This window comes from Kitasatospora aureofaciens (genome assembly GCF_019192735.1).
Classification (GTDB): domain Bacteria; phylum Actinomycetota; class Actinomycetes; order Streptomycetales; family Streptomycetaceae; genus Kitasatospora; species Kitasatospora aureofaciens_A.
In genome coordinates, this window is sequence record NZ_JAHTKP010000093.1 from 1 (window position 1) to 24,081 (window position 24,081).

Below are 24,081 nucleotides of genomic sequence, written 5' to 3' on the forward strand. Positions count from 1 at the left end.
TGTTCGCCGACCAGCCGCAACACCTTTACATCCTCGGGCGTCAGGCCCTTGAGACGGTCACGTATCGACACACCGGACGGCCCGTCGGCAACAATCGGCCGGGCGATCTGCCGCAGCAGCTTCTTCGGCTCACTCATCTGCGGCAGCCGCCTCAAGCGCTTCGCCCGCCGGTACCCGCAATGTCCCCCCCCACGGAACCAGCGAAGCGCAGTCTGCGGACGCACACCCTGCGCCTTCGCCCACTCCGCCAGATTCACACCACGATCAACGAACTCACCAGACAATGGTCACGCCCACTCAAACACCCATGAAAGCAGGCAGTTGACGGCCCCCTACGGCGCGCGCGGTGGACGGCGATCAGGTCGCGGTACCAGGCGTATGAGGCCTTCGGAGTCCGCTTCTGCGTCTCGAAGTCGTCGCTCACTACCCCAGACCATTTCATGAGGGCGTTTCAGACGTCCAGTCGTTTGCAACAACTCATGAAACATGATCGCCGCAGGTGGACTATCGGACGGCGGGCTCGCTTCACGAGCGACCACCTATGGAACAGCGCCCCGGGCAGCGTTGATGTCGGATGCCACTACGCGACTCAGGAGGTCCGGGTGTGGTGGTCCAGCAAGCGGGTGAGCAACTGCACGAGCTGGTCGCGTTCGGCCGGACTCAGCGGCGCGAGCAGTTCGTCGTGGAGGTCGTCCAGGACCTTGTCGAGGCGGGGTAGGCGACGGCGGCCTCGGGCGGAGATAGTGATGATGTTGCGGCGCCGGTCGTCGGGATCCGGCACCCGCTCGACGAGGTCACGCTCGGCCAGTTCGTTGAGCACGCCGACCATGTCGCTGCGGTAGATGCCGGTGCGCCGACTCAGCGTCGCTTGGCTGCCCGGCCCGTACTCCTGCAGTGAGGCGAGCACGGCGTAGTGCCACTTGCGGGCGTCGACCCGGGCCAGCCCCTCGTTGATCAGCCGGTCCGACCGCGCGGTCAGCTGCGACAACTGTCGGCTCGCCTGTCGACGCAGCCTGTCGGGCGTCTTGCGCGCGCCGTCGTCGGGCATGTCCGCGGCTTCGGCTCTGGTCATGGCGCCCATCCTACTCATTGCGTTAGTTCGACTAACGATGTACGGTCGCTCACGCCGAAAACGTTAGTGCAATAAACGTTAATTCGGTGAACTCCAAGGAAGGAAGATCCGCTATTCCCACCAAGATGTTGCAGATTCCCACCACGGACGGCCAGGCCGACGCCTTCGCCGCCTTCCCCGACCACGGCGAGCGGCACCCAGGGGTGCTGATGTACGCGGACGCCTTCGGCATCCGGCCCGTGCTCCGGGAGATGGCCCGCGAACTGGCCGGGCACGGGTACTACGTGCTCGTCCCCAACCTCTTCTACCGGCACGGCCCGGCACCGGTGATCGAACTTCCCGAACACATCGGAGAAGAGGTCCGGCCCGCGGTCATCGCCCAGCTGATGCCCTTGATCGAGGTGCACACCGCCGAACGTGTCCTGAGCGACGCCGACGCCTACCTCAGGTTCCTCACCACCCAGCCCGAGGTCGGCGCCGGACCGGTCGCGGTGACCGGCTACTGCATAGGCGGCCTCCTGGCGATGCGCACCGCCGCGGCCCACCCCGGCCAGGTGGCCGCCGTCGCCGGATTCCACGGCCCCGTGGGCGCCGACGGGCCCGACCTCCTCTCCAAGCTCACCGCCCAGGTCCACCTCGGCCACGCCGAAACCGACATGACGCCCGAGTCCCTCGGCGAACTCAACCAGGCCCTGGACGCCGCGGGTGTCGGCTACACCTCCGAGATCTACCCCGGCACCATCCACGGCTTCACCATGTCCGACACCGACGCCTTCAACCCCGCCGCACTGCAGCTTCACTGGGACCGCCTGCTCCCCCTCCTCGGCCGCACCCTGGCCAACGGCTGAGGCTCCGGCCCGGAAACCAAACCCGCCTAACCTCGGCCGCATCGCCGCCGGCGCCTGACCGAGGCCCATCAGCGCACCTCGGGCCCTCCGCGCACTCACGTCGCGGAGGGCCCGACGCACCGTCTACAACGTCATGCCCGCAAGGTTCTCCCGGCTGACGGGCCGGATCCGGCCGCGGTCGAGCGTCACGATCCGATCGGCGGCGGCGAGCCCGGCCCGCTCGTGGGTGACCAGGAGCGTGGTGCGGTCCCGGGTGGCGTCGAGGATGTCGGGGAGCACGGCGGCGGCGGTGTCCGGGTCGAGTCCCTCGGTGGGTTCGTCCAGGACAAGGACGGACGGGTCGGCGAGCAGCGCGCGGGCCAGGAGCAGGCGTTGGCGCTGGCCGCCCGACATCGTGGCGCCGTCGGCGCCGAGGTGGGTGTCCCAGCGGTCGGGCAGCGCTTCGATCCAGTCCAGGAGCCGGGCTCTGCGGGTCGCTTCGCGCAGCTCGGCGTCAGTGGCGTCGGGTCTGGCGAGGAGCAGGTTGGCGCGGATCGTGGTGCGGAAGACGTGGGCGTCCTGGGTGTCCCGCCAGGCCCGCACCGAGCTGTACGTCCCGGTCGCCTGGGTGCACCTGGACGCGCCGCACTGCCACCGGGTGCTCAGCCTGGTGTGGAACTGCGACGCCTACCTGTCCGAAGCAGCCCTGAAATTCCGGGAGTTCATCACCGGCACCCCCTTCATGACACACCACCTGCCCGACCGGCGCCACGTCTGACTCCGGCTAAGGCCCGCAGAACGCTTTGGACGCCCGGCCACCTCGTGCGGCGTCACCGCCCGCGGCGTACGCGCGTCCGGTGGACGAGCGCGCCGGCGGTGGCGGCGACGGCGGCAACGACCACCAGGGCAACGTCCGAGAAGGCCGCGAGGACGAGGTCCACCCGGCCGCCCGAGGCCTCGTCGGAGAACTCGGGGTCGACCAGGCCACCCGGGTCCTCGGTGACGCTGACGTGCTCCCCCACCGTGTCCTCGGCCCGGCAGCTGACGGTCCGGACCCGTCCCGGAACGTCCTCGTAGCGCACGGCGCAGCTGTAGGTGGTGGTCTTGCCGTGGCTGACCCGGACGTCGGTGACCGTGCCGGCGTGCTCGGTGCCGCGCATCGAGAGCACGGTGGCCTGCGCGGTGTTCATGCTCAGCAGCGGCACCGCGATCAGCGGGGCCATCACCAACGCCAGCGCCGCGCCCCGGAGCCCGTTGGTCGGGCAGAGGAGACACACGGCGATGATCAGTCCGATGATCCCGGTGAGCGCCAGCGCCAACCCCGGGACCATCAGCCACGGCCCGAAGGCGGCGAGCGCGCCACCGACCGGCAACAGGACGGCCGCGGCCGGTATCCACAGGGCCGTCAGCATCGGACGCTTCGGCCAGGGGATGTCGTTCCGGCCGCCCCCGGGCCGCTGTCCGGCCCCGGGCCCGGGTCTCTCGTCCCGCGTCATGTCCTGCGTCATGGCTCGAGATCCTGCCAGGTCAGCCGGGCGACCGGCCCGCCAGGGCAGGTCGGCGGGCCGGCCCGTCACCGGATCGTTGACCGGTTGTCTACGCGCTCCTGCTGTCCTGCTCGTGCCCGCAGTCGCAGCCGCACTCGGGCCGCCAACGGCCACCGACAAGACAGCAGGAGAGTTCCGTGCCCAACACCCCCACCCGAACCACCCGTTCCCGCACCCGCCTCGCGGCGCTGGCGCTCGCCGTCGCCGCGATATCCACGAGCGGCCTCACGCTGCTCGCCGCCCCGGCGAACGCCGCCTCCGCGGACGTGGTCGAGCAGATGATCACGATCCAGGACCACCAGGACCACAACGCGCTGGCCAGTTCCGACGGCGAGGCCTCCCGGATCGTCGCCCGCAACTACCGTGACGCCAGCACCTCGTTCTGGATCTCCAACAAGCCGGGCGGCCGGGTCGACTTCACCCGCTCCGTCAACGGCACCGACCGCGTGATCGAGATGGACACCAACGACGGCCGGTCCACCCAGTTCATCCACTGGTGGGCCGGCGACAACCAGCAGTGGACCCTTGAGTCCGCCAGCGAGGGCGGCACCTACATCCACAACGCCCGCGACAACCGCTGTCTGACCTACCACGGCCTCGACCGGGAGGTCACCGTCGAGAACTGCGACGGCAGCATGTCCCAGCGGTTCGACCTGGTCGGGCCGAACAACCCGACCACCCCGACCACCTCCATCGAGCAGCGCTTCCTCCAGCGGCTCAACGACCTGCGCGCCCAGTACGGCAAGGCTCCGGTGCGCCTCAACCAGACGCTCGCCCAGTCCGCCAAGTGCAACGCCGACCAGCTGGACCAGCGCCACGTCTCGGGCCACTTCTGCGACTCGGCCGGCATCGCGCGGGGTCTCGGATACAGCTGGACGGGATTCGGTGAGATCGCCTTCTACGGCCCCACCGACATCGACGCCGCCATCGACGGCTGGATCAGGTCGCCCCACCACTTGGAGATCATGACCGGCAACTTCACCGAGGTCGGCCTCGCCCGGACGGGCAACGCCTCCTGGAACGCCGACTTCGGCAACCGCTGACCGTCGGGGGTGGCGGCACACTGTCCGGCCTGCCGCCACCCCGGACCGGACCCCTGGCGGAGTCCCTCAACCACCCGGCCAGGACCGGCCATCACAAGATCGCGTACTGCGGGATGTGCGATGTCGGTGAGTCGGCCGAGTTGGCTTCGCTGGGTGGGTTGGCGGCTCAGGAACACACGCCACGCCCCGCCGCTGACAGCCGTGCGGCCGGACGACCTCGTGGTCAGCCGCAGCGTGGACGGCTGGCCGCTCTGGCTGCCCGACTCCGAGCCGGTCCCGGCCGATCACCTTCTGCGCGCCGCATCGGGATCTGCGGATCGTTCGCCACTGCATACTTCCGATCCCCTGACCGGATCGTTCCGCATCCGGGCCCGATGGTGTCTTCGCCCGGGCACCCGTCAGACCCCAGGATCGGAGCATGAACAACGCACTCCTCGTGATCGACGTCCAGGAATCCTTCCGTCAGCGCGAGAACTGGGCCGCCGTCTCCAACCCCGGCATCGTCGGGCAGGTGAACAAGCTCGTCGAGCACGCCCGGGCGCAGGGCGACCTGGTCGTCTGGATCCTGCACTCCGAGCCGGGCACCGGGACGGTCTTCGATCCGGCCCTCGGCCACGTCCACCTGATGGACGGGCTGGTCCCGGCCGAGGGCGAGCCCGTTGTCACCAAGACCTCGCACAACGCGTTCACCACCACCAACCTCCAGCAGCTGCTCACCCAGCACGGCATCCGCGACCTGGTCGTCAGCGGCATCCGCACCGAGCAGTGCTGCGAGACCACGACCCGGGTCGCCGCCGACCTCGGCTACGACGTCACCTTCGTCGTCGACGCCACCGCGACCCACCCGATCGAGCACCGCGACGCACCCGCCGGGCGCAGCCTCGACGAGATCCTCGCCGACCCGCGCACGCTCTCCACGGACGAGATCATCGCCCGGACCGAGTACGCTCTGGCGGGCCGCTTCGCCACCGTCACCACCGTGAAGGAGCTGACCGGATCGTGACCCGCGTCGTCTTCCTGCTCGTCCCGCAGCTGCACCTGCTGGACCTCGCCGGGCCCGCCCAGGTCTTCTCGACCGCGGCCGACCACGGCCTCGGGTACGAGATCGGCTACGTCGCCGAGCAGGAGGACGTCCCCACGGCACAGGGGATCACGCTGCGGGCCTCCACCGCGTGGCCGCAGCTGTCGGCCGGGGACCTCGTCATGGTCCCCGGCTGGCGGGCGCCGACCCTGCGCACGCACGGCGAGCTGTCCGCGACGACGCTGGAGCGGCTGACCGCGCACCACGCGGCCGGCGGGACGGTCGCCAGCGTGTGCGCGGGCGCGGACGCGCTCGGCCGGGCCGGGCTCCTGGACGGGCGCCGCTGCACCACGCACCACGACGTGCAGGACGAACTCGCCCTCCGCTACCCGCGGGCCGGCGTGGTGCGCGACGTGCTGTACGTGGTGGACGACCGGGTGGTCACCTCGGCGGGCATCGCCAGCGGCATCGACCTCGCCCTGCACCTGGTCGCCGTCCGGCACGGACCGGCGGCGGCCGCCCGGATCGCCCGCGACATGGTCGTCTACGCCCGGCGCAACGGCGACGAGCGGCAGACCAGCGCGATGCTCCGGCACCGCGGCCACCTGGTCGACGCCGTCCACCGGGTGCAGGACCTGATCGACGCCCGTTTCACCACCCGGCTGAGCCTCACCGACCTCGCCACCACGTCCGGCGTCAGCGAACGCACCCTCACCCGCCACTTCAGCGAGGCCACCGGGCTCACCCCGCTGCGCTACCAGCAGGAGCTGCGCGTCGAACGCGCCGAACACCTCATCGCCCACGGCGCGACCACCGAGACGGCGGCCCGGGCGGTCGGCTTCCAGGACGCCCGGATGCTCCGCCGCCTGCGCGCCCGGACGTCCTGACCACCCTGATCCCTCGGCTCAGGGGTTGCTCGCCAGGGCGACGAGGCCGCGGAACACACTCCCGTTCCCGCGAGGCCCCCGAGCGGTGCCGTGCGGCCGGTATCCCCGACGACGTAAGGTTCGCCTCCAAGCCCACCCTGGCCACCCTGGCCACCGAGATGATCGCCCAGACACTGGACGCCGGCGTCCGAGCCACGTGGGTCACCGGCGACGAGGTCTCCGGCGGCGACCCGCACCTGAGCGCCGAGCTGGAGCGACGTCAGATCGGCTACGTCCACGCCGTCTCACGCAAACGGTCGATCGCCACCCGCGCGCGGGTCCGAGCCGGTGTGCTGGGTCCGGCGCCGCGCCCTCCATCCGCACATCGATCCCGGGAAACTGCACATCTTCGATCGAGCAGACCCCCGTGATCGAGAACTGCCCCGGGTGAACGTTCCTGCATTCACGCCCTGACCGGGCCTGCGCCGCTACGGGTGCGGCGGGACCAGGATGCCGTCGAGGAGGGCCTGGACCGTCGTGGTCACGAACTCGCCGGTGGTGGCCGGGCGGAGGGCGCCGGCGGGGGCCTCGTCGGCGTAGAACAGCTCCAGGAAGGCGCGGTGGAAGCAGGCGCCGATCAGGAGCATCGCGGCGGCGTCCGGGTCGATTCCGGCGCGGACGCGGCCCAGCCGCTGCTCGGCGCGCAGGTAGTCGGCGAGGTGGGAACTGACGTGGTGCGGGCCGGCGTCGCCGAGCTTGCGGCGGTGGGCGGCGAGCAGCTCGGGGCTCGCGAAGAGTGACCCGGCCATCGGGAACGACTGCCGGTAGAACGGGACGGCGACCCGGACCACCTCCTCCAGGTGCCCGCCCACCGTGCCGCTGCCCGCGCGGCCCGGCAACCCGGCGACGGCGTCGGCGAGGCGCGGGGCGCGTTCGCGCAGCACGCGGACGAAGATCTCCTCCTTGTCGCGGAAGTGCTTGTACAGCGCGGCCTCCGAGCAGCCCGCCTCCCGGGCGATCTCCTTCGTCGTGGCGCGGGTGAGCCCCACGGTGCCGATCAGGCGGGCGGCGGCGTCGAGCACCCGCGCCCGGGTGAGCGCCGCACCGGTCAGCGGCTCGGTTCCCTCGTGCGTCATGGGCACCACCCTATCTTGACAGGTGGGTGAGCACTCACCCACCATCGGAAGAGACAGGAAGTGAGCACTCACTCACCCCCTTGGGAGGGATCATGAAACTCGCTGTTCTCGGCGCCACCGGAGGCGTCGGACGCCACCTGGTCGCCCACGCGCTCGCCGACGGGCACCAGGTCACGGCCGCGGTCCGCGACCCGACGCGACTGCCCGTCCGCCACGACCGGCTCACCGTCGTCAGGGCGGACGCCCTCGACCCCGACTCCCTGAAACCGGTGATCGAGGGCGCCGACGCCGTCCTCTCCGGCATCGGCCAGGCCGGCCGGACCGATCCCCTCAAGCCCGCCTCGACCTCCGCCCGCGCGGCGGTGACCGCGATGACGGCCGTCGGGGTGCGGCGCATCCTCGTCGTGAGCGCCGCACCGCTCAACCGCACCGGGACCGGCCAGACCGTCCTGGCGGCGAAGGTGTTCTCTCCCCTGCTGTGGGCGGTGCTCAGGGACGTCTACACCGACCTGGAGGCGATGGAGCGCGTCCTGCGGGAGAGCGGCCTGGACTGGACCGCCGTCCGGCCCCCGCGCCTGACCAACCGGCCGGGCCGGGGCCACTACCGGCACACCGTCGAGTCCGGGCCGCCGACGGCCACCATCCCCCGCGCCGACGTCGCGCGGGCGATGCTCGACCTGGTCTCGGACACACGGACCTTCGGCCACGCGGTCGGCGTCAGCGGCTGACGTCAGCGGTCGTTCCCGGCCTCGCCGCCGAGGCTCCGTCGCCGCGGCGGCGCTCCTCGCTGCCGAGGATCTCGGCGGCGTCGATCGCGATCTCGTCGGCGGCGGAGCAGCCGTTCTCGGTCAGGACGGGGCAAGGGTGTTCGCTCAGTCCTGCACTCGGCGTGTCGCAAGCCCGGTAGGAAAATCACTCGTACGTGGACTTCGCCTTGCCCGGCACGGTCGGCCGTCACTACGTTCAGTGCTCTTGCGATCACAACCCGGGGAGACAGCCGTGGCCGACGCCGCCGTGCAGGAAACCGCCCACGAGGCGGAGGTGGTGGTCATCGGTGCCGGCCTGTCCGGTGTGGCCGCCGCAATCACGCTGCGCCAGGCGGGCTTTGCGGACGTCGTCGTGCTGGAGAAGTCCGACCGCCTCGGCGGCAGCTGGCGCGACAACACCTACCCCGGATGCGGCTGCGACGTGCCGTCCCTGCTGTACGAGTACTCCTTCGCCCCGGGCCCCTGGACGCGCTCCTTCGCCACCCAGCCTGAGATCCTGAACTACCTTGACGCCACCGCGGCCACGCACGGCGTCGAGCGGACCATCCGGTACCGGACCGAGGTCCACGGCGGCAGCTGGGACAGCCACAGCGGCCGCTGGCACCTGCAAACCAGCGCAGGCCCGTACATCACCCGCGCGGTGATCGTGGCCACCGGCCCATGGAACCAACCCCGCTACCCCGACCTGCCGGGCCTGGAGGGCTTCCCGGGCCCCGCGTTCCACTCCGCCCGCTGGGACCACACGGTCCACCTGACGGACCGGCGGGTCGCCGTCATCGGCAACGCGGCCTCCACCGTGCAGTTTCTGCCCGACCTCCGACGCCACGCGGCACGCGTCGACATCTTCCAGAGCACCGCGCCATGGGTACTGCCCAAACCGGACTACGCCCTGCCGGAGCCCGTTCGTCGCCTGCTGCACCGCCGCCCCGCCGTACGCCGCCTGGCGCGCGGTCTGAACCACTGGACCCAGGAGGCCATCGGTCTGGCCCTGCGCCACCCGTGGCTGCTGCCACCGCTGGAGGCCGCGGCGCGCCTGCACCTGCGCCGGTCAGTCCCCGACCCCGAGCTGCGTCAGATGCTCACGCCCAGCCACCGGCTCGGCGCCCGCCGCCTGCTGGCCTCCGACACCTACTACCGAACCGTCGCCGAACCCAACGTCCACCTGCACCCCACCCGGGCCGCCCGCATCGACGGACACACCATCGTGGGCGCCGACGGACGGCAGGTCCACGCGGACCTCGTCATCCTGGCCACCGGCTTCCGCATCGGCGAACTGTCCATCGCCCGCGACCTGTACGGCCTTGACGGCCGCCCCCTCGCCGACACCTGGCGCCAGGGCCGCCACGCCTACCTCGGCACCAGCGTCAGCGGCTACCCCAACCTCTTCCTCCTCCTCGGACCGAACATCCTCAGCGGCACCACCGCCGTCCCCACGGTCCTGGAGGCCCAACTACGCCACATCACCGCCTCGCTCACCCACCTGCGCCGCAGCGGCCATGCGGCCATGGACGTCCGCCCGGAGATCCAGGACACCCACACCACCGCCCTGCGCGACGCCCTCAACACCACCGTGTACTCGACGGACCCCGCCGGCTACTACTTCAGCCCACCGGGCCTCAACACCTTCTGCTGGCCCTGGTCCACGCGCCGACTCCGGCGCCAACTGCACAAGTTCGACCCCGGCGCCTACACCTGGCACCCGCCCCAGCACGTCACACTGCCGCACCAGCTCCGCGCCACCGTCACCCGACCCGACACCTCGGCACGGCACTGACACACGACCTGGGGCTCGGAGCCGCCCGCGCCCTCGAAGTCCCCATGCCCGTCGCCGCGATGGTCCACCAGCTGATGCAGACCGCCATCGGCCTGGGCTACGCCGAGGCGGACTACATCTCACTCTTCGAGGTCGCCGCACGCGCGGCGGGCCCGAGCCGAGAGGAGAAAGGCGCCTGACAGCCGTCCTGCACCCGTGCTGCGGCGGGGGTGTGCCTCCGCCGCGATCCCGCCGTCTACGGCGCGAGGGTCAGTTGACTTGATGCGCGGGCCAGCAGGTCGATCAGCAGAGCGCGTTCCTCGGGGCTGAAGCCGTCAGCGATCCGCCGCTCGATGGCTACGGCCTTCGCGTCGGCCTGCGCGAGCAGTCGGCGTCCGTCGTCGGTGAGGCGCACCTCGGCCACCTTGCGATGCCAGGGATGCGGCCGGCGGACGACCAGCCCCTTCGCCTCCAGGTTGGCGAGCACGGTGGCGATGGTCTGCGGGGTGACCAGGCAGGCGCGGGCGAGCGCGGCGGCGGAGAGTCCCGGCTGGTCGTCGAGCGTGTACAGCGCGACGTACTGCGGAACCGTCAGCCCGAGCGGCCGGAGCGCGGCGTGCTTGGCCGCCATCAGCTCCTGCTCCACCCGCTTGATGTGCAGCCCGAGGCGTTCCGTGACCGGCATCTCCATGAGGCCGATCGTACGCCACAGCTCGAACCCTGGCTGATAGCAGAGCTCTGATACATGCCAGAGCTCTGCTATCTTTCTCACCATCACTCAGCACTCACTCATGGAGGCACCCCTTGGCCAGCCGTGAACCGCTCGATCACGTCGTCGCCGGGGCCGGCCCGGGCCTGGTCCTGATCCACGGCACCGGCGCCGACGCGACCTCGAACTGGGGAGCTCTCATCGACGCGATGCGTGACCGGTACACCGTCGTCGCCCCGAACCTGCCCGGCGCCGGCGCCACCCCTGTCGACCCGGCACCGATCGACCTGGACTCACTCGCCGACCGGGTCGTCGCCACCGCCCGGACCGCCGGACTGGAACGGTTTCACCTGGTCGGCCACTCGGTGGGCGCCGCCGTCGCCACGGCCCTGGCCGCCCGGCACCCTGCGGCCGTGACCTCGCTCGTCCTGCACGCCGGATGGGTCAGGATGAGCCCGCGCGAGGCGTTCATGTTCGACCTGTGGGCGCGCCTGCTGCGTACCGACCCGGCCCTACTGGCCCGCCAGTTGATCCTCACCGCGATGGGGCCCGGTCTCCTCGGCACCCTCGACGATGCGCAGTTCGCCGAACTGGCCGCGGGTTTCACGGCCATGCTCGATGAGCGAATCCTCGGGCAGATAGAACTCGACACCCGAATCGACCTACGTGACGCGGTGGGCCGGATCACCGCGCCCACACTCGTGCTGGCGAGCGCCGACGATCAGATCATCCCGCCCCACCACCAGCGCGAACTGGCCGCCGCGATCCACCAGGCCGACTACCTGCAGGTCACCGGCGGCCACGGTCTGCCGTTCGAGGACCCTGCGCGGTTCTTCTCGATCATCGCCGAGCACGTGGACCAGCGCCAGGCACAGAGCCAGGGCTGAGGCCACGCAGCCGAGCGGCTTGGCGCCGCGGCCGCGTGCTGGAGGGCGACTTCGACGCATCCGACACCAGGCCGACGATCTGACCAGTCGTCCGATACGAACACGAAGACCCACCGGCCGGCAGCCACAGCATATTTGTGGCTTCCGCCAGTACGACGCCCCGCCGACGAGAGGGAGACTTTCCCGCCAGAGGCTGCGGCCCGTCCCGCAGGCCGAAGCCAAGGACAGAGGGGAACAGCACGATGAGCGGTCAGCTGTACGACGAGATCGGCGAGGCGTTCGAGGGCTTCAAGACCCTCCCTATCACGCGCTACGCGGAGGTGCCCGGCTTCCTCGCCCTCGTCGGCGACGTGAACGGCAGGTCGATCCTCGACCTGGCCTGCGGAACCGGCTTCTACAGCCGGGAGTTCAAGCGCCGCGGCGCATCCCACGTCCTCGGCGTCGACATCTCCGGCGCGATGGTCACCGCGGCCCAGGCCCTGGAGGACCGCGACCCGCTGGGCGTGCACTACGAGGTCGGCGACATCGCCGAGCTGCGCACCTTCGAGCAGCGCTTCGACATCGCGGTTGCGGTCCAGGCGTTCAACTACGCCGAGGACATCGCCACCATCGAGCGGATGTGCCGCAACATCCATCGCAGCCTCGTGGACGGGGCCGAGTTCTTCGTCTTCGCGCAGAACCCGGACTACCGTTTCGACGGGCCGTCCCTCGCCAAGTACGGCTTCCTCTGCGAACCGACCGGCGAGGAGTCCGAGATAGGGCCGCGCGAGAGGATCACCGCGCTCCTCGACCCGCCGATCTCGTTCGTCGCGACCCCGCCCCGCCGCGAGGTCTACGAGAAGTGTCTGCGGGCGGCCGGATTCAACGAGGTCACCTGGGTTCCCCTGGAGGTCTCCGCCGCCGGCGTGCGCGAGTACGGCAAGGACTTCTGGGACGACTACGCCGCCAACCCCCCGCTGGAGATGCTGCGCTGCCGCGCCTGACCCCCAGAACCCGGTCACTCGATCGCCAAGCCCTCGGCGGGACGTGAGCGGCCCTACTCGCCGCCGCCGGCATCCGGATCCCGCGGCGGCGCCGCATCCCGCCGGGCAACTCGGGAAGCTGGAAGGAGTACCGGCCGGGCATGTTGACGTGGCCTCGCACGAACGGGGACAAGCGTGCGACGTCCTGATCGCGGACGTCGGAGCCGTCGGCGCGCAGCTGCTGCAGGACGGCGTCCAGGTAGCGGGTGTTGCACAGCACGAGGGCATTGAGGACCAGGCCGAGCGCGCCGAGCTGGTCTTATCCGAATTGGCCCAGCACAGCGGATAGTTGCCGACTCGCCGGGCTCCGTAGCGGAGCGCGACTTCAGAAAGGTTGGGCATCCGCGATTCGTCGGGCGCGTCGCGGATGCCCTGCGCGGCGTCAGCCGTTTCTCGGGTCGGTGCGGACGGAGAGCTTGTCGTACCTCGCGGCCACCGCGCCCGCCGGGCCGCCCGCCGACGGTACGCCCGGGACCGGCACCGCCCCGAGCACCACTTGGCGTCCCGCCTGCGGCCGGCCGAGGCGAACGTCGGGTGACCTCGACCGTTATCCGGGGTTATCAGCCGAAGTAGCTGGTCAGCCCGTCCTCCAGGTGTGAGGCACGTCAGGCACGACGAGCTGACGAGTCAAGAAACGACCCAGACCTGTTTTTACCGGGGTGAAATAGAGCCACGGCTTCGGGGTGAATGGGAGCCAGGGGTTCTCCGGTGAGATCGGGAGCCAGCCGATGTGATGGTGTGGAACATGCCGCTTTCGGAGTAATCGTGGAGGCTTGCGCCGTCTGGCCGTCACGCTGTGCCTGTTGATCACGGTCCAGGTCAGGGAGACCGCTGGTGCACAGGTCACGTGAGTGGCTGTTCGAGAGGATCCGCCAGGCTCATCGCGAGCAGGGGCTGTCGGGGCGGGAGCTCGCCGTTCGGTTCAAGGTCTCGCGGAACACGGTGCGAAAGGCGCTGGAGTCGCCGGTGCCACCGAGGCGCAAGGCGCCGCCGCCGCGCAAGAGCGTGCTGGAGCCGGTGAAGGGCTTTATCGACGCGATGCTGCGCGAGGACCTGGACGCTCCGGCGAAGCAGAAGCACACGATCCCGCGGATCATGGAGCGTCTGGCTGCGGAGCACGACTTCGAGTTGGCCCGTTCGACCGGTCTGGGACTACGTGTCCAAGCGGCGCCCGCAGATCCGCGCGGAGGCTCTGGAGGGCCGGCGGCATCTCGATGGCATGGTGCCGCAGGCGAAGAGGCCGGGTGAGGAGGCGGAGGTCGACTTCGCGGACTTCTGGCTGGACCTGGCCGGGCAGCGGCGCAAGTGCGTGCTGTTCACGCTGCGGCTTTCCTACTCGGGCAAGGCGGTGCACCGGGTCTACGCGACAGCGTCCCAGGAGGCGTTCCTGGAAGGCCACGTCGAGGCGTTCACCGTGCTGGGCGGGGTGCCGTCGGTGCACATCCGCTACGACAACTTGAAGCCGGCGGTCAAGCAGGTGCTGTTCGGCCGCTCCAGGCTGGAGTCGGCGCGGTGGGCGTCGTTCAAGTCCTGGTATGTCCATGTTCCCGTGGGTTCGTTGATCCGATCCAGCCCTCTGGTGGCCTCGGCAGTCGCCTGATCTGCAGGTCTAGCGAGGTCGCGCCCACGCTGGCGAATTCCGCCCATCCTTCAGGATTCCTGAAGTCTCATCAGCTGTTATGGTGAGGCCGCCTGAAAGCTGAAGGGGAGGACGGATGGCGCTGGCCGTCGTGCGCGACCTGCGGCCCGATCTGCGGTTGGAGTCCGCCGAAGAGGTCGCCGCGTTCGAGCAGGACCTGTTGGCGGAGTTCGTGCTCGCCCGGGCTTCCGCTGGGGTGCTGGACGACACGATCCGTGCAGACGTCGGCGGGGTGCTTGGGCTGCGGGAGTGGTTCGGTCGACCGTTGTGGGAGATGCAGCCGCAGGACCTTGACCGGTACTTCGGCCGGCACCGCCGCGGCTCGGCACCGGGCACCAAGGTCCGCCAGGCCGCCGCGTTCGCCGTCTACTTCGAGTTCCTGGAGCTGAGGCACAAGGCGACGATCCACGCGGCCACCGGTGTGGTCGTCGAGTCGCCGTTGGACGAGGTCAACCGGCCTCGCGGCGGCACCGCTTCGCGGTTGCGGATTCCGCCCTCGGCGGACGAGGCGGCGAGGCTGTTCTCCGGGTGGCGGGCGGACATGGAGGCCGCACGCAAGTACGCGCCGGCCGCGCGGAACTACACCGCCGCCCGTTTGACCAGTCTGATCGGCCCGCGTATCTCGGAGTTGTGTCTGCTGCGGATCGGTGACGTCCGGTGGGACCTTGGCCGGTTCGGCAAGATCCTCTTCAAGGGCAAAGGCAGTGTCGGCCGGGGGAAGAAAGAACGGCTCGTTCCGTTGATCAACGGGTCGCGGGACCTGCTGGAGTGGTGGGTCACCGGCCCTCGCTGGGAGTTCGACGACAGGGCCGAGGACCCGATGGCCCCGCTGTTTCCCTCCGAGCGCCGGTACGGCGACGGCTCCAGCCGGACGGTGACCGACGACGCGCTGCGGTCCGGCCTCGCCGAGGCTGTCGCGCGCCATCTCCCGCACCAGATAGGCCAGTTGACGCCGCACGTCCTGCGGCATTTCGCAGCCTCGGACCTCTACCGCAACGGCATGGACGTCGTGGCCATCCAGGAAATCCTCGGCCACGAGTGGCTCAACACCACCATGATCTACGTTCACGTCGAGCAATCCCACGTCGAGGACGCGTGGGCCCGGGCCGGCCAACGGGCCGCCGCACGCTTCGGGAGGACACGGTGAAGTGGAACCTGCGGATGGTCGCCGCCCAGCGCGACATCTGGAAGGCGTCCGAGCTGCAGCGCATGCTCGCGGATGCCGGGCTGGTCATCTCGGCCGGCAAGATGTCGCACCTGTGGTCAGGTCGCCCGCTGACCGTCCGCCTCGACGACCTGGACGTGATCTGCTCGGTGCTGCACTGCACCCCCGCCGACCTCCTGGTTCCCGAGCCGATCGACCACCGGCAGCCGGACAACGTGGATAAGCAGGCCGAGCGGAAGGTCGTGGGCGGCAGTCCGGTCGTCCTCCGTCGCCGTCCCGGCCGGTCCGGGCCTCCGCTGTGAGCGCGCCGATACGTCGCCGCCGTCCCTGGGCCACCCGTAGCTGCCGGGACTGCCTGGGCTGGGGATGGCTCGACCGCCCCCGCTGCAAGGCATGTTGGGGCTTCGTCGCCAAGGCCACCAGCGATCACTGCGAGGTCTGCGACCGCAAGGTCGCCGTCCAGGACGGTGTCTGCCGGCTCTGCCGCCGGCAGGCCAGCCTGATCGCCGGACCGGACAACAAGACGCGCGTCGACCTGACGGTTGCCGCGCGCACCGGCCACCAACTGTTCATCATCGGCACCCTGCGACCGCGCGGCGGCCAGCCGCCCCGACCGCAGAACACCGCGGACGGGCCACCGGACCAGCGGCTGCACTCCGTCCGATCGCGATGGAGACAGCTGCCACTGTTCGAGATGGCCCGTGACCTGCGCGGAGTCAGCAGCCTGGCACCGCTCCTGGACCCGGAACTGTCCGCCGTCCTGGAAGCGCGCGCCGCACGGATCGCGGAGCTGAGAGGCTGGCCTCCGCGCACGCTCGGCTCCGTCCGCAGGGGCATCCGCATCCTCTGCGCGGTTCACGAGATCGGTGAGCCGATCCGAGCGTCCACGATCGCCCAGCTCACCCACAATGCGATCCCCTCCAACCACGTCCTGGAGGTCTTCGAGGACCTGGACCTGCTGCTGGACGACCGGCTCGACACCGTGCAGACCTGGTGCGACGCGCGCCTGGACTTCCTTCCTGCCGGGATACGGGCCGAGGTCGACGCCTGGGTCGCGGTCTCACGCAACGGCACCCGGCGCCGGCTCCCTCGCTCCCGGTCCACGGTCGTTACCCAGCTCAGGCTGGTCCGACCGTTCCTGCGCGAGCGGACGTCGACCTACGCGACACTGCGTCAGGTCACCCGTGACGACGTCACCAGTTGGCTGGCCGGCCGCCCCAACCGGGTGCACGAGGCCAGTGCCCTGCGGAGCCTGTTCAACGTGCTGAAGAAGGAGCGGCTCGTCTTCGCCAACCCGATGCGAGGGGTGACAACCGGCAAGAACCACGCCTCGGTGCCGGTTCCGCTCACCGATCAGGAAGTCGACGCCGTTGCCCTCGCTGCCCGGCAGGATCCCGCCCTGCACGTGGTCGTCGCCCTCGCGGGCGTCCACGCACTGCCCGCCCGGCGTATCCGTGCGCTCCAGCTGGACGAGGTCGACCTGGCCGGCCGCCGCCTCGACTCGGACGGATTCGACCGGCCGCTGGACGACTACACCGCCGAGGCGATCGCCGACTACCTGGCTTACCGTCGCCGCCGCTGGCCCAACAGCACCAACCCCCACCTGCTGATCAGCCGCAACACGGCGACCACCACGACAGCGGTTGGCACCTTCTGGCTCGACCGCCTCGTCAAACGGCTGCCCGCCGGCCTGGACCGGCTCCGACAGGACCGCATCCTCGAAGAGGCCGCCGCCACCGGAGCCGACCCCCTGCACCTCGCCCACGTCTTCGCACTCAGCGCCAGGGCCAGCCTCCGTTACACCAATGCAGCCTCCGAGTCTGCCGCAGAACAAACCGGAAAGAAGCCCTGAACAGCCACTTCGACGCCCCGCTGGCAGCACGGTTCATTGGCCCGTATCTGGCGATCGGCAGATACGGACCGGGGCCACCGCCCCAACAGGCCCGGCCTTGTTCAACATCCCACCCCGAGGGGGATGTCACCGAACGGATCAGCTACTCCCAGGGGTTGTTGCCCGACTCCCATCCCGCCGCCTCGTCCTTGTCATGCAGGAACCGCGGGTCCGCCATGCCCTGGAGCGAGGAGTCGCTGATCGGCCATGGCTGCCACTCGTCGCGCAGCAGCTTGAGCAGGAATTCGGCCATACCGCACGGATACACCGACCATTCGAGGTTCCCGCGCGAGTACACCGCGACCGGCCATCGGTCCGGGTCCGGATCCGTCGTGATCCAGCACAGGGTGTCGGCTGCGGCTGTTCCTCCCCAGATGAGCAGGTCCTCCAGCCGGTGCCGGCCTCTGTCGGCGGGAGCCCACTGGTTCACCGCGTAGTCCGCGAGTGCCGCCTCCGAGAGCCTTGAGACCGTGACTACCTGCGGCTCGTTCGAAGTGACGGCGGGGATGTGGACGCCGACCATCTCCTCGATCGAACCGCTGCCGAAGGCTGTGACGAACGCCCGGTAGTCGGCTGGGAATGACGTTCCGTAGACCCTCTCCGCCGCACTCCAGTCGACAGCGTCCCCACAGGTGGGCCCGATGCACGACAGCACTTCTCCGATACTCGCCATGGCGGCGATTGCGGCGGACTGATCGTCACTCACGCTACGGCTCCCATCGGGTCGGGGCGTCCTTGCCCATGTTGTGCCATTGTCCATCCTTCAGTCGGACCGGGTTCCGCTCCCCAGATGAGGGCAGAACCCGAAGACTGCTCGCAACCTCACACAGGCCCTGGCGGCCATCTTGCTGAGCACGTTCATCTGTACTTGGCTGGGCACTTCAGCGAGTACGCGGACACCGACCCAGCAGTCGCCTTCTTCCGGACCGAACTCGGCCTCGCCATACCCCAATAGCACGTGGGCTTCCGTGAGTTCGCCCGGCCGACACTTCAGAATCTCTGAACTCACGGAAGATCCAGTTCTCCGCGTTCTACTGTGCGCCCGGCGAGGACGGTGCCCACGAGAAGGGCGGGGTGGAGCACGAGGGCGGGCGGTTCCGCTGCAAGCACCTGGTCCCGCCTCCTGCGGTCGACTCGCTGGCGGAGCTGAACGAGCGTCTAGCCGCGATCGACGTCGCGGAGGACGCACGGCACATCCACGGCCGACCGACCTCGATCGGGTTCGACTTCGAGGCCGAGCGGGACCGGCTGCGGCCGCTGCCGGCGGACGGCTACGACTGCGGGATCGACCTGACACCGACGGTCGCGCGCAACTCCCGGATCACGGTGCGGCAGTGCTACTACTCGGTACCGGCGAAGTTCATCGGCACCAAGGTGCGTGTCAAGCTGCGGGCGAACGAGCTGTGGGTGTTCGACGGGCGCAAGGTCGTCGCCCGCCATCCCAGGCTGACGCGCCGCTACACCTACCACGACCTCTTGGACCACTACCTGGAGATCCTGCTGGTCAAGCCCGGCGCGTTCGCCGGGGCCTCCGCGCTTGCGCAGGCCCGCGCGGAGGGCGGCTTCACCAAGGTCCACGAGGCGTTCTGGGCCGCGGCCAAGCACAAGGCCGGCGACCGCGAGGGCACCCGGATGCTGATCGAGGTGCTGCTGCTGCACCGCCAGCTCCCGCCGGAGGCGCTGGTCGCGGCGATGGAGACCTGCCTTCGCATCGGGTCGGTCTCCACCGACCTGGTCGCCATCGAGGCCCGCAAGGCGATGGAGGGCACCGACGCCGACGACGCGGAGCTCCTGGCCGGCGCCGATGAAGAGGCCGCGGACGGCTCCACGGCCCCACCCGCTCGCGCCGGGGCCCAGGTGATCTCCCTGCACGCCCGCCGTCTGCCGCCCGACCCACGCCCGGCACTGCCCGACATGAGCAAGTACGACCGGCTGCTGAGCCCGGTCGCCGGCCGCGACAGCCAGACCCAGAAAGGCCACGGCGCATGAGCCCGACCATCACCGTCACCGACCAGGACGACGAGCCGGACACCGGCAAAGTCCCCGGCCGCAGGCTTTCCCTGCCGGTGACCCGGAGGACATGCTCATCGACGAGGCATGCCGGGAGCTTCGCCTGCCGGCGTTCCGCGAGCGGTTCATCGACCTGGCCGCCACCGCCCGGCGGGAACAGGCCACCTACAAGCAGTTCCTCCTGGACCTGCTGCAGGTTGAGCTCGCCGATCGCGACCTTCGCCGCCAGCAGCGGCTGCTGCGGCTGGCCCGCTTCCCGCGGCCCAAGCGGCTGGAGGACTTCGACTTCTCCAAGAACCCGAACATTACCCCCGAGGTCGTCGCGGACCTGAAGTCCCCGACCTGGGTCCGCGAAGGCCGGCCTCTGGTGTTGATCGGCGACTCCGGCACCGGCAAGTCCCACCTGCTGATCGGCATCGGCACCGCCATCGCCGAGACCGGCCTGTCGGTGCGCTACACCACCACCAGCGCGCTGGTGAACGAGCTCGCCGAAGCCGACGCCAGCCGCCGCCTGTCCTCTGTCATCGCCCGCTACAGCAAGATCGACCTTTTGTGCCTGGACGAGTTCGGCTACCTCAACCTTGACCGCAAGGGAGCCAAACTGCTGTTCCAAATCTTCACCGAGCGTGAGGAGCGCAAGGCCACCGCGGTCGCCACGAACTCACCCTTCACCGAATGGGACAAGACCTTCGGCGACGCCCGCCTCTGCGCGGCCATCGCCGACCGGATCACCTTCCGCTGCACCCTGATCCAGACCGGCACCGAGTCCTACCGCTACCAGGCCACCCAGGAATCCCTCTTCCCAGCCCAGAACTGACGCACTGTTGGACGAATCTCTGCGTGAGCACGTAGGCGGGGTCGGCGTCACCGGGGGTGGACATGAGGGCTGGGCAGGGGCTGGGTGGGCAGCGGTCAACAACATCGCCTGACAGTCCCTCATCGCCGCCTTCACCCAGGAGAACGGCATCGTCGACGCGCCTCTCTTGTCCGACTACAGAATCAGCAACGGTGGCACTGGTGCCACCATGGATTCGGGTGCCAGGCTCATGGCAGACCCCCGTCGAGGTGTCCTAGCGTCGATCCCATGAAACGCAATCGCCGTATCAGCGCTGTCGCGGTGCTGACGCTCGCCGCCCTCATCACCGGAACCGGCGCCGGGTTCGCCGCCACGACCACACCGTCGGCCACACCGGTGGCCACGCACGCGTTCGACACCGCACCGGCCACGGCCACGGCCACCGCGCCCACGCCGTCCTTCCACGGCACGCTCCCCGCGCCGACCGGCCCCTACGCCGCCGGCGAGGACATCATCCACCTCACCGACACGAGCCGCCTCGACCCGTGGGTGCCGTCGTCCGGCCCCCGCCAACTGACCGTCACGATGGTCTACCCCGCCGTCCCCGGGACCGGGACTCCGGCCCCTTACATGACCGTCGCCGAGGCAGCCGGAATCACCGAGCGCCGGAAGATGCCGGCGAGCTACGGCGTCACCCCGCAGACGCTTTCCAGCGTCACCACTCACGCCTTCGACGGCGCGCGGCCGCAACGCGGCAAGCATCCGCTGGTGGTCCTCTCAGCCGCGTCCGAGAACCCGCGCATGATGCTCACCTCGCTCGCGACCGACCTGGCCAGTCACGGCTACGTCGTCGCGCTCGTCGGCCACACCTACGAGGACAGCGGCGAGACGCTGGCGAACGGCCAGACGCCGCCGTGCGCGATCTGCGACCACCCGGAAACGATCGACTTCGACGCCGAAGCTGTCAGCCGCGGGCGGGACGTGTCCTTCGTGATCGACCAGTTGACGCACGGCAACACCGCGTGGCGCCTGGCACACCTCATCGACAAGCACGAGATCGGCATGGCCGGACACTCCCTCGGCGGAGCGGCGGCGGCCGCCACGATGATCGCCGACCCGCGAGTACGGGCCGGAGTGGACATGGACGGCACCTTCCACCCGGTCCCGATGCCCGGCCAGATCAACCGGCCCTTCCTCATGCTGGGTAGCGACGGCCACACGCCCGGCAGCGGCGACGGCATCGTGGGGCGGGCCTGGGCCGCCCTCGGCGGCTACAAGAAGTGGCTGACGGTCGCCGGCGCCGACCACTTCAGCTTCTCCGACCTGGACGTGCTTCAGGAGCAGGCCGGGTTCCCGACGGGGCCCCTCTCCCCGGAACGCGGGGTGGTGATCACCCGCGAGTACGTGACGGCGTTCTTCGACCAGACGCTGAAGGGGATCCACAGTCCGCTGCTGGACGGCCCCTCGCCGAACAATCCGGAAGTAGCCTTCCAGTCCTAGTGCAGCGCCGCGTTGATCCTTCGGGGGTTCATGCGGCTTTGAGTGGGCTGCCGTCGTAGGTCCGGCGGTAGGGCTTGGCGTCGTGTTCGTCGTAGGCCAAGACGAAGGTGTCGATGGCCGCGGCCAGTTCGTCGCGGGAGGCGAACTGGCGCTGATCACCACCGCGTTCGCACCGGGGCATAGTGCCTGTTCCACCGGGCCCGGTCTACCTGCCAGCGGCCAGCAGAAGCCGACCTACCGACCCGAGATCCTGTCCGCCCACAGGCCAAGATCAAGATCTACAGCTGGTACTAGGTTCACCATGAGATCGGGTACAGGTTTCATGGCACCGTCCTCCTGCGGTGCCCTAGCGTCGTGCCATGACGATTCCAGCTCGACTGAGACGCACGGTCCTCCGGGCGCAGCGGGACACCTGCTTTCTTGCCGCCGGTGTGCTGCCGCACCTGGCGCTGGTGCCCGTGTGGGCCTGGGCGGCGGCGACTACCGCCAGGACGGGGAACTGGCTCCTTACGGTTTCCATGTCGGCCGCCCTGGTCCTGCTCGGAACCCCGGTGCTGACGGCCGTTCAGCGGGCTCGCTACCGGGTGCTCATCGGTGTGGACGTCCCCCGGCTCACCCCCACCGCGCCGGAACAATGGACGTTGGCCTCGACCGCCCGGTGGCTCGCGGCGACGCGGCCTTGGCGCAAGATCGGCTACCACCTCCTGCTGGGCCCGCTGCTCGCGCTGCTGGAGCTGCTGGTGCTCGCGGTGGCAGCGGCGTGCCTGGCGGGCGTCATCGCCTACGCCTGGTCATGGGCGCTGCCAACCGGAATCCGCCAGGACTGGTTCGGCTACCTGACCCAGCTGCCGGCTTTCACAGCGGCTGGACTCCTCCTCCTGTGCGCCCTGCCCTGGACCGCGCGGGCAGTAGCCCGGGCCGAGGCGCGGCTGGCGTTGGGCCTGCTCGGGCCCAGCCGGGCGCAGCGGCTCCAGGAGCGGGTCGATCAGCTGGCCGTGAGCCGGACCGACTTGATCGAGGCCGTCGACGCGGAGCGCCGCCGGATCGAGCGCGACCTGCACGACGGCACCCAGCAGCGGTTGGTGTCTCTCGCGGTCAACCTGGGTCTGGCCCTTGCCACCCGCCCGGACCTGCCGAGTGATGACCGCGAGGTGATCGCGAGAGCGCACCTGGAGGCGAAGGAGGCGATCGCCGAACTCAATGATCTGGTGCGGGGGCTGCACCCGGCCGTGCTCGAAGACCGAGGTCTGGACGCGGCGTTGTCCGGGCTGGCTGCCCGCACGCCCCTGCCGGTGCGGCTGCGGGTCAATCTGGAGGAGCGGGTGGCGCCCAGCGTGGAGTCGGTCGCGTACTTCGTGATCTCTGAGGCGCTGACCAATGCAACGAAGCACGCCAACGCGATGCATGCAGAGGTGATAGTCCGTCAGGTCGGCGAGGTGCTGCGAGTGCGCGTTACCGACGACGGGCTGGGCGGTGCCGACGCCGCCGCCGGCACGGGGCTGACCGGGCTGGCCAAGCGGGTCGGCTCCCTCGACGGGGCCTTCCACGTCAGCAGCCCCGTTGGCGGGCCCACCACCATCACCGCGGAGCTGCCGTGCGCGCGGTGATCGCCGAGGATTCGGTGTTGTTGCGGGTCGGCCTGATCAAGGTGCTGGAGATGGGCGGGTTCCAGGTCGCCGCAGAAGCCGGCGACGCGGAGGGGCTGTTGGCGGCGGTGGCGGAGCACCGGCCCGAACTCGCCTTGATCGACGTCCGGATGCCGCCCGGCTTCACCGACGAGGGGGTGCGGGCGGCGATGGAGATCCGTCGGCGCTGGCCGGGGACGCCGGTGGTGCTGCTTTCGCAGTACGTGGAGGAGCGGTACGCGGCTGACCTGCTGTCTGCGAACACCAGCGGTGTGGGCTACCTGCTCAAGCAGCGGGTTGCCGATGTCGCCGACTTCGTGGCGGCGGTCCGGCGAGTGGCGGACGGGGGCACGGCCCTGGACCCGCAGGTCGTCGCCCAGTTGCTGCTGCGGCGCGACAGCGACCCGCTCGCGCGGCTGACCCCCCGCGAACGGGAGGTGCTCGGCCTGATGGCCGAGGGGCGCTCCAATGCCGGCATCGCGCAGGCGCTGGTGGTCAGCGAGAGCGCCGTGGCGAAGCACATCAACAACATCTTCGCCAAGCTTGACCTGCCCGTGGTCGACGCGGACCACCGCCGCGTCCTGGCCGTGCTGCGGTTCCTCGGAGCGTCCCGGGCCTGACCTTCCCATCCGTGATCACGATTTACGGCTGGAGTACTAATAGGGCTTTGTTAGGTGCGGTGGTGTGGTTCGGGTTCCGGGGTGGGTTGGCCGCATATGGAGCAGGCGCCGGTCCAGGTGGCCAGGAGGGCCTGGAGTTCGCGGAGGACCGCGTACAGGGTCAGGCCGGCGCAGGGACTTTTGGG

At 70.0% G+C, this 24,081-nt stretch carries 26 protein-coding genes and 2 pseudogenes; 20 read left to right on the forward strand and 8 right to left on the reverse strand.

Annotated features, from left to right (window positions below; translation table 11 throughout):
* Positions 1 to 589: 589 nt before the first annotated feature.
* Positions 590 to 1,072 (reverse strand): MarR family winged helix-turn-helix transcriptional regulator, encoded by a 483-nt coding sequence (locus KV557_RS38905; protein ID WP_218206559.1) that lies wholly within the window; start codon positions 1,070 to 1,072, stop codon positions 590 to 592.
* Positions 1,073 to 1,197: 125 nt separating this feature from the next.
* Here KV557_RS38905 and KV557_RS38910 point away from each other — a divergent pair, with 125 nt between their 5' ends.
* Complete coding sequence (locus KV557_RS38910) at positions 1,198 to 1,920, forward strand: dienelactone hydrolase family protein (protein ID WP_256178610.1); 723 nt, start codon at positions 1,198 to 1,200, stop codon at positions 1,918 to 1,920.
* A 123-nt stretch (positions 1,921 to 2,043) separates the two neighbouring features.
* Here KV557_RS38910 and KV557_RS38915 read toward each other — a convergent pair.
* Positions 2,044 to 2,481, reverse strand: a pseudogene (locus KV557_RS38915) (ATP-binding cassette domain-containing protein); the annotation flags it as partial.
* A gap of 1 nt (position 2,482) precedes the next feature.
* Here KV557_RS38915 and KV557_RS38920 point away from each other — a divergent pair.
* Complete coding sequence (locus KV557_RS38920) at positions 2,483 to 2,677, forward strand: hypothetical protein (RefSeq protein ID WP_374106724.1); 195 nt, start codon at positions 2,483 to 2,485, stop codon at positions 2,675 to 2,677.
* A gap of 52 nt (positions 2,678 to 2,729) precedes the next feature.
* On the opposite strand, the gene KV557_RS38925 is transcribed toward KV557_RS38920, so the two are convergent.
* On the reverse strand, positions 2,730 to 3,407 hold the full coding sequence (locus KV557_RS38925) for a hypothetical protein (protein ID WP_218206561.1): 678 nt from the start codon (positions 3,405 to 3,407) through the stop codon (positions 2,730 to 2,732).
* 176 nt (positions 3,408 to 3,583) lie between these two features.
* Between KV557_RS38925 and KV557_RS44685 the strand changes: the two genes are divergently transcribed.
* The 3 genes from KV557_RS44685 to KV557_RS38940 all read left to right on the forward strand — a co-directional run bounded on the left by KV557_RS44685 (position 3,584) and on the right by KV557_RS38940 (position 6,397).
* Positions 3,584 to 4,489 (forward strand): CAP domain-containing protein, encoded by a 906-nt coding sequence (locus tag KV557_RS44685; RefSeq protein WP_218206563.1) that lies wholly within the window; start codon positions 3,584 to 3,586, stop codon positions 4,487 to 4,489.
* Between the two features lie 418 nt (positions 4,490 to 4,907).
* Positions 4,908 to 5,492, forward strand: coding sequence for a cysteine hydrolase family protein (locus tag KV557_RS38935; RefSeq protein ID WP_218206564.1), 585 nt, complete (start codon positions 4,908 to 4,910; stop codon positions 5,490 to 5,492).
* Positions 5,489 to 6,397, forward strand: a complete 909-nt coding sequence (locus KV557_RS38940) for a GlxA family transcriptional regulator (protein WP_218206566.1) — start codon at positions 5,489 to 5,491, stop codon at positions 6,395 to 6,397. The genes KV557_RS38935 and KV557_RS38940 overlap by 4 nt, the downstream gene beginning before the upstream one ends.
* Before the next feature lie 467 nt (positions 6,398 to 6,864).
* Here the strand turns inward: KV557_RS38940 and KV557_RS38950 are convergent, their stop codons facing one another.
* The gene (locus KV557_RS38950; RefSeq protein WP_218206567.1) at positions 6,865 to 7,512 is read right to left on the reverse strand and encodes a TetR/AcrR family transcriptional regulator; all 648 of its coding nucleotides are present in this window, start codon (positions 7,510 to 7,512) and stop codon (positions 6,865 to 6,867) included.
* Positions 7,513 to 7,604: 92 nt separating this feature from the next.
* On the opposite strand from KV557_RS38950, the gene KV557_RS38955 reads away from it, so the two are divergent.
* The 3 genes from KV557_RS38955 to KV557_RS43720 all read left to right on the forward strand — a co-directional run bounded on the left by KV557_RS38955 (position 7,605) and on the right by KV557_RS43720 (position 10,232).
* The gene (locus KV557_RS38955) at positions 7,605 to 8,240 is read left to right on the forward strand and encodes an NAD(P)-dependent oxidoreductase (protein ID WP_218206568.1); all 636 of its coding nucleotides are present in this window, start codon (positions 7,605 to 7,607) and stop codon (positions 8,238 to 8,240) included.
* Between the two features lie 271 nt (positions 8,241 to 8,511).
* Positions 8,512 to 10,053 (forward strand): flavin-containing monooxygenase, encoded by a 1,542-nt coding sequence (locus KV557_RS38960; protein ID WP_218206569.1) that lies wholly within the window; start codon positions 8,512 to 8,514, stop codon positions 10,051 to 10,053.
* Positions 10,054 to 10,097: 44 nt separating this feature from the next.
* The gene (locus tag KV557_RS43720; protein WP_256178612.1) at positions 10,098 to 10,232 is read left to right on the forward strand and encodes a hypothetical protein; all 135 of its coding nucleotides are present in this window, start codon (positions 10,098 to 10,100) and stop codon (positions 10,230 to 10,232) included.
* A gap of 56 nt (positions 10,233 to 10,288) precedes the next feature.
* Here KV557_RS43720 and KV557_RS38965 read toward each other — a convergent pair whose 3' ends face one another.
* The gene (locus tag KV557_RS38965) at positions 10,289 to 10,723 is read right to left on the reverse strand and encodes a MarR family winged helix-turn-helix transcriptional regulator (RefSeq protein ID WP_256178613.1); all 435 of its coding nucleotides are present in this window, start codon (positions 10,721 to 10,723) and stop codon (positions 10,289 to 10,291) included.
* Between the two features lie 113 nt (positions 10,724 to 10,836).
* Between KV557_RS38965 and KV557_RS38970 the strand changes: the two genes are divergently transcribed.
* Complete coding sequence (locus tag KV557_RS38970; protein WP_218206570.1) at positions 10,837 to 11,628, forward strand: alpha/beta fold hydrolase; 792 nt, start codon at positions 10,837 to 10,839, stop codon at positions 11,626 to 11,628.
* A gap of 242 nt (positions 11,629 to 11,870) precedes the next feature.
* Positions 11,871 to 12,611: a class I SAM-dependent methyltransferase gene (locus tag KV557_RS38975; RefSeq protein WP_218206571.1), complete on the forward strand. Its 741-nt coding sequence runs from the start codon at positions 11,871 to 11,873 to the stop codon at positions 12,609 to 12,611.
* Between the two features lie 109 nt (positions 12,612 to 12,720).
* Here the strand turns inward: KV557_RS38975 and KV557_RS38980 are convergent.
* A pseudogene (locus tag KV557_RS38980) lies at positions 12,721 to 12,909 on the reverse strand (Tn3 family transposase); the annotation flags it as partial.
* 575 nt (positions 12,910 to 13,484) lie between these two features.
* On the opposite strand from KV557_RS38980, the gene KV557_RS38985 reads away from it, so the two are divergent.
* From KV557_RS38985 to KV557_RS39005, 5 genes are all read left to right on the forward strand, one after another.
* Complete coding sequence (locus tag KV557_RS38985; RefSeq protein ID WP_218206573.1) at positions 13,485 to 13,898, forward strand: HTH domain-containing protein; 414 nt, start codon at positions 13,485 to 13,487, stop codon at positions 13,896 to 13,898.
* The gene (locus tag KV557_RS38990) at positions 13,870 to 14,250 is read left to right on the forward strand and encodes a hypothetical protein (protein WP_218206575.1); all 381 of its coding nucleotides are present in this window, start codon (positions 13,870 to 13,872) and stop codon (positions 14,248 to 14,250) included. The genes KV557_RS38985 and KV557_RS38990 overlap by 29 nt, the downstream gene beginning before the upstream one ends.
* A 115-nt stretch (positions 14,251 to 14,365) precedes the next feature.
* Complete coding sequence (locus KV557_RS38995; protein WP_218206576.1) at positions 14,366 to 15,436, forward strand: tyrosine-type recombinase/integrase; 1,071 nt, start codon at positions 14,366 to 14,368, stop codon at positions 15,434 to 15,436.
* A complete protein-coding gene (locus KV557_RS39000; protein ID WP_218206578.1) occupies positions 15,433 to 15,756 on the forward strand; it encodes a helix-turn-helix domain-containing protein in 324 nt (107 codons plus the stop codon). Before KV557_RS38995 ends, KV557_RS39000 begins: the two co-directional genes overlap by 4 nt.
* Positions 15,753 to 17,306, forward strand: coding sequence for a hypothetical protein (locus tag KV557_RS39005; RefSeq protein WP_218206580.1), 1,554 nt, complete (start codon positions 15,753 to 15,755; stop codon positions 17,304 to 17,306). Before KV557_RS39000 ends, KV557_RS39005 begins: the two co-directional genes overlap by 4 nt.
* A gap of 142 nt (positions 17,307 to 17,448) precedes the next feature.
* On the opposite strand, the gene KV557_RS39010 is transcribed toward KV557_RS39005, so the two are convergent.
* Entirely contained in the window at positions 17,449 to 18,051 is a 603-nt protein-coding gene (locus KV557_RS39010) for a hypothetical protein (RefSeq protein ID WP_308130283.1), read from the reverse strand.
* Between the two features lie 368 nt (positions 18,052 to 18,419).
* Here KV557_RS39010 and KV557_RS39015 point away from each other — a divergent pair, with 368 nt between their 5' ends.
* The 3 genes from KV557_RS39015 to KV557_RS39025 all read left to right on the forward strand — a co-directional run bounded on the left by KV557_RS39015 (position 18,420) and on the right by KV557_RS39025 (position 21,651).
* A complete protein-coding gene (locus tag KV557_RS39015) occupies positions 18,420 to 19,334 on the forward strand; it encodes a Mu transposase domain-containing protein (protein WP_218206581.1) in 915 nt (304 codons plus the stop codon).
* A gap of 91 nt (positions 19,335 to 19,425) precedes the next feature.
* A complete protein-coding gene (gene istB / locus KV557_RS39020) occupies positions 19,426 to 20,172 on the forward strand; it encodes an IS21-like element helper ATPase IstB (protein WP_218206583.1) in 747 nt (248 codons plus the stop codon).
* Positions 20,173 to 20,439: 267 nt separating this feature from the next.
* Positions 20,440 to 21,651, forward strand: coding sequence for an alpha/beta hydrolase family protein (locus tag KV557_RS39025; RefSeq protein ID WP_218206585.1), 1,212 nt, complete (start codon positions 20,440 to 20,442; stop codon positions 21,649 to 21,651).
* A 28-nt stretch (positions 21,652 to 21,679) separates the two neighbouring features.
* On the opposite strand, the gene KV557_RS39030 is transcribed toward KV557_RS39025, so the two are convergent.
* Positions 21,680 to 21,832, reverse strand: coding sequence for a hypothetical protein (locus KV557_RS39030; RefSeq protein WP_218206587.1), 153 nt, complete (start codon positions 21,830 to 21,832; stop codon positions 21,680 to 21,682).
* Positions 21,833 to 22,010: 178 nt separating this feature from the next.
* On the opposite strand from KV557_RS39030, the gene KV557_RS39035 reads away from it, so the two are divergent.
* A complete protein-coding gene (locus tag KV557_RS39035) occupies positions 22,011 to 23,258 on the forward strand; it encodes a sensor histidine kinase (protein WP_218206588.1) in 1,248 nt (415 codons plus the stop codon).
* On the forward strand, positions 23,246 to 23,896 hold the full coding sequence (locus KV557_RS39040) for a response regulator (protein ID WP_143600460.1): 651 nt from the start codon (positions 23,246 to 23,248) through the stop codon (positions 23,894 to 23,896). The genes KV557_RS39035 and KV557_RS39040 overlap by 13 nt, the downstream gene beginning before the upstream one ends.
* Positions 23,897 to 24,081: the final 185 nt, after the last annotated feature.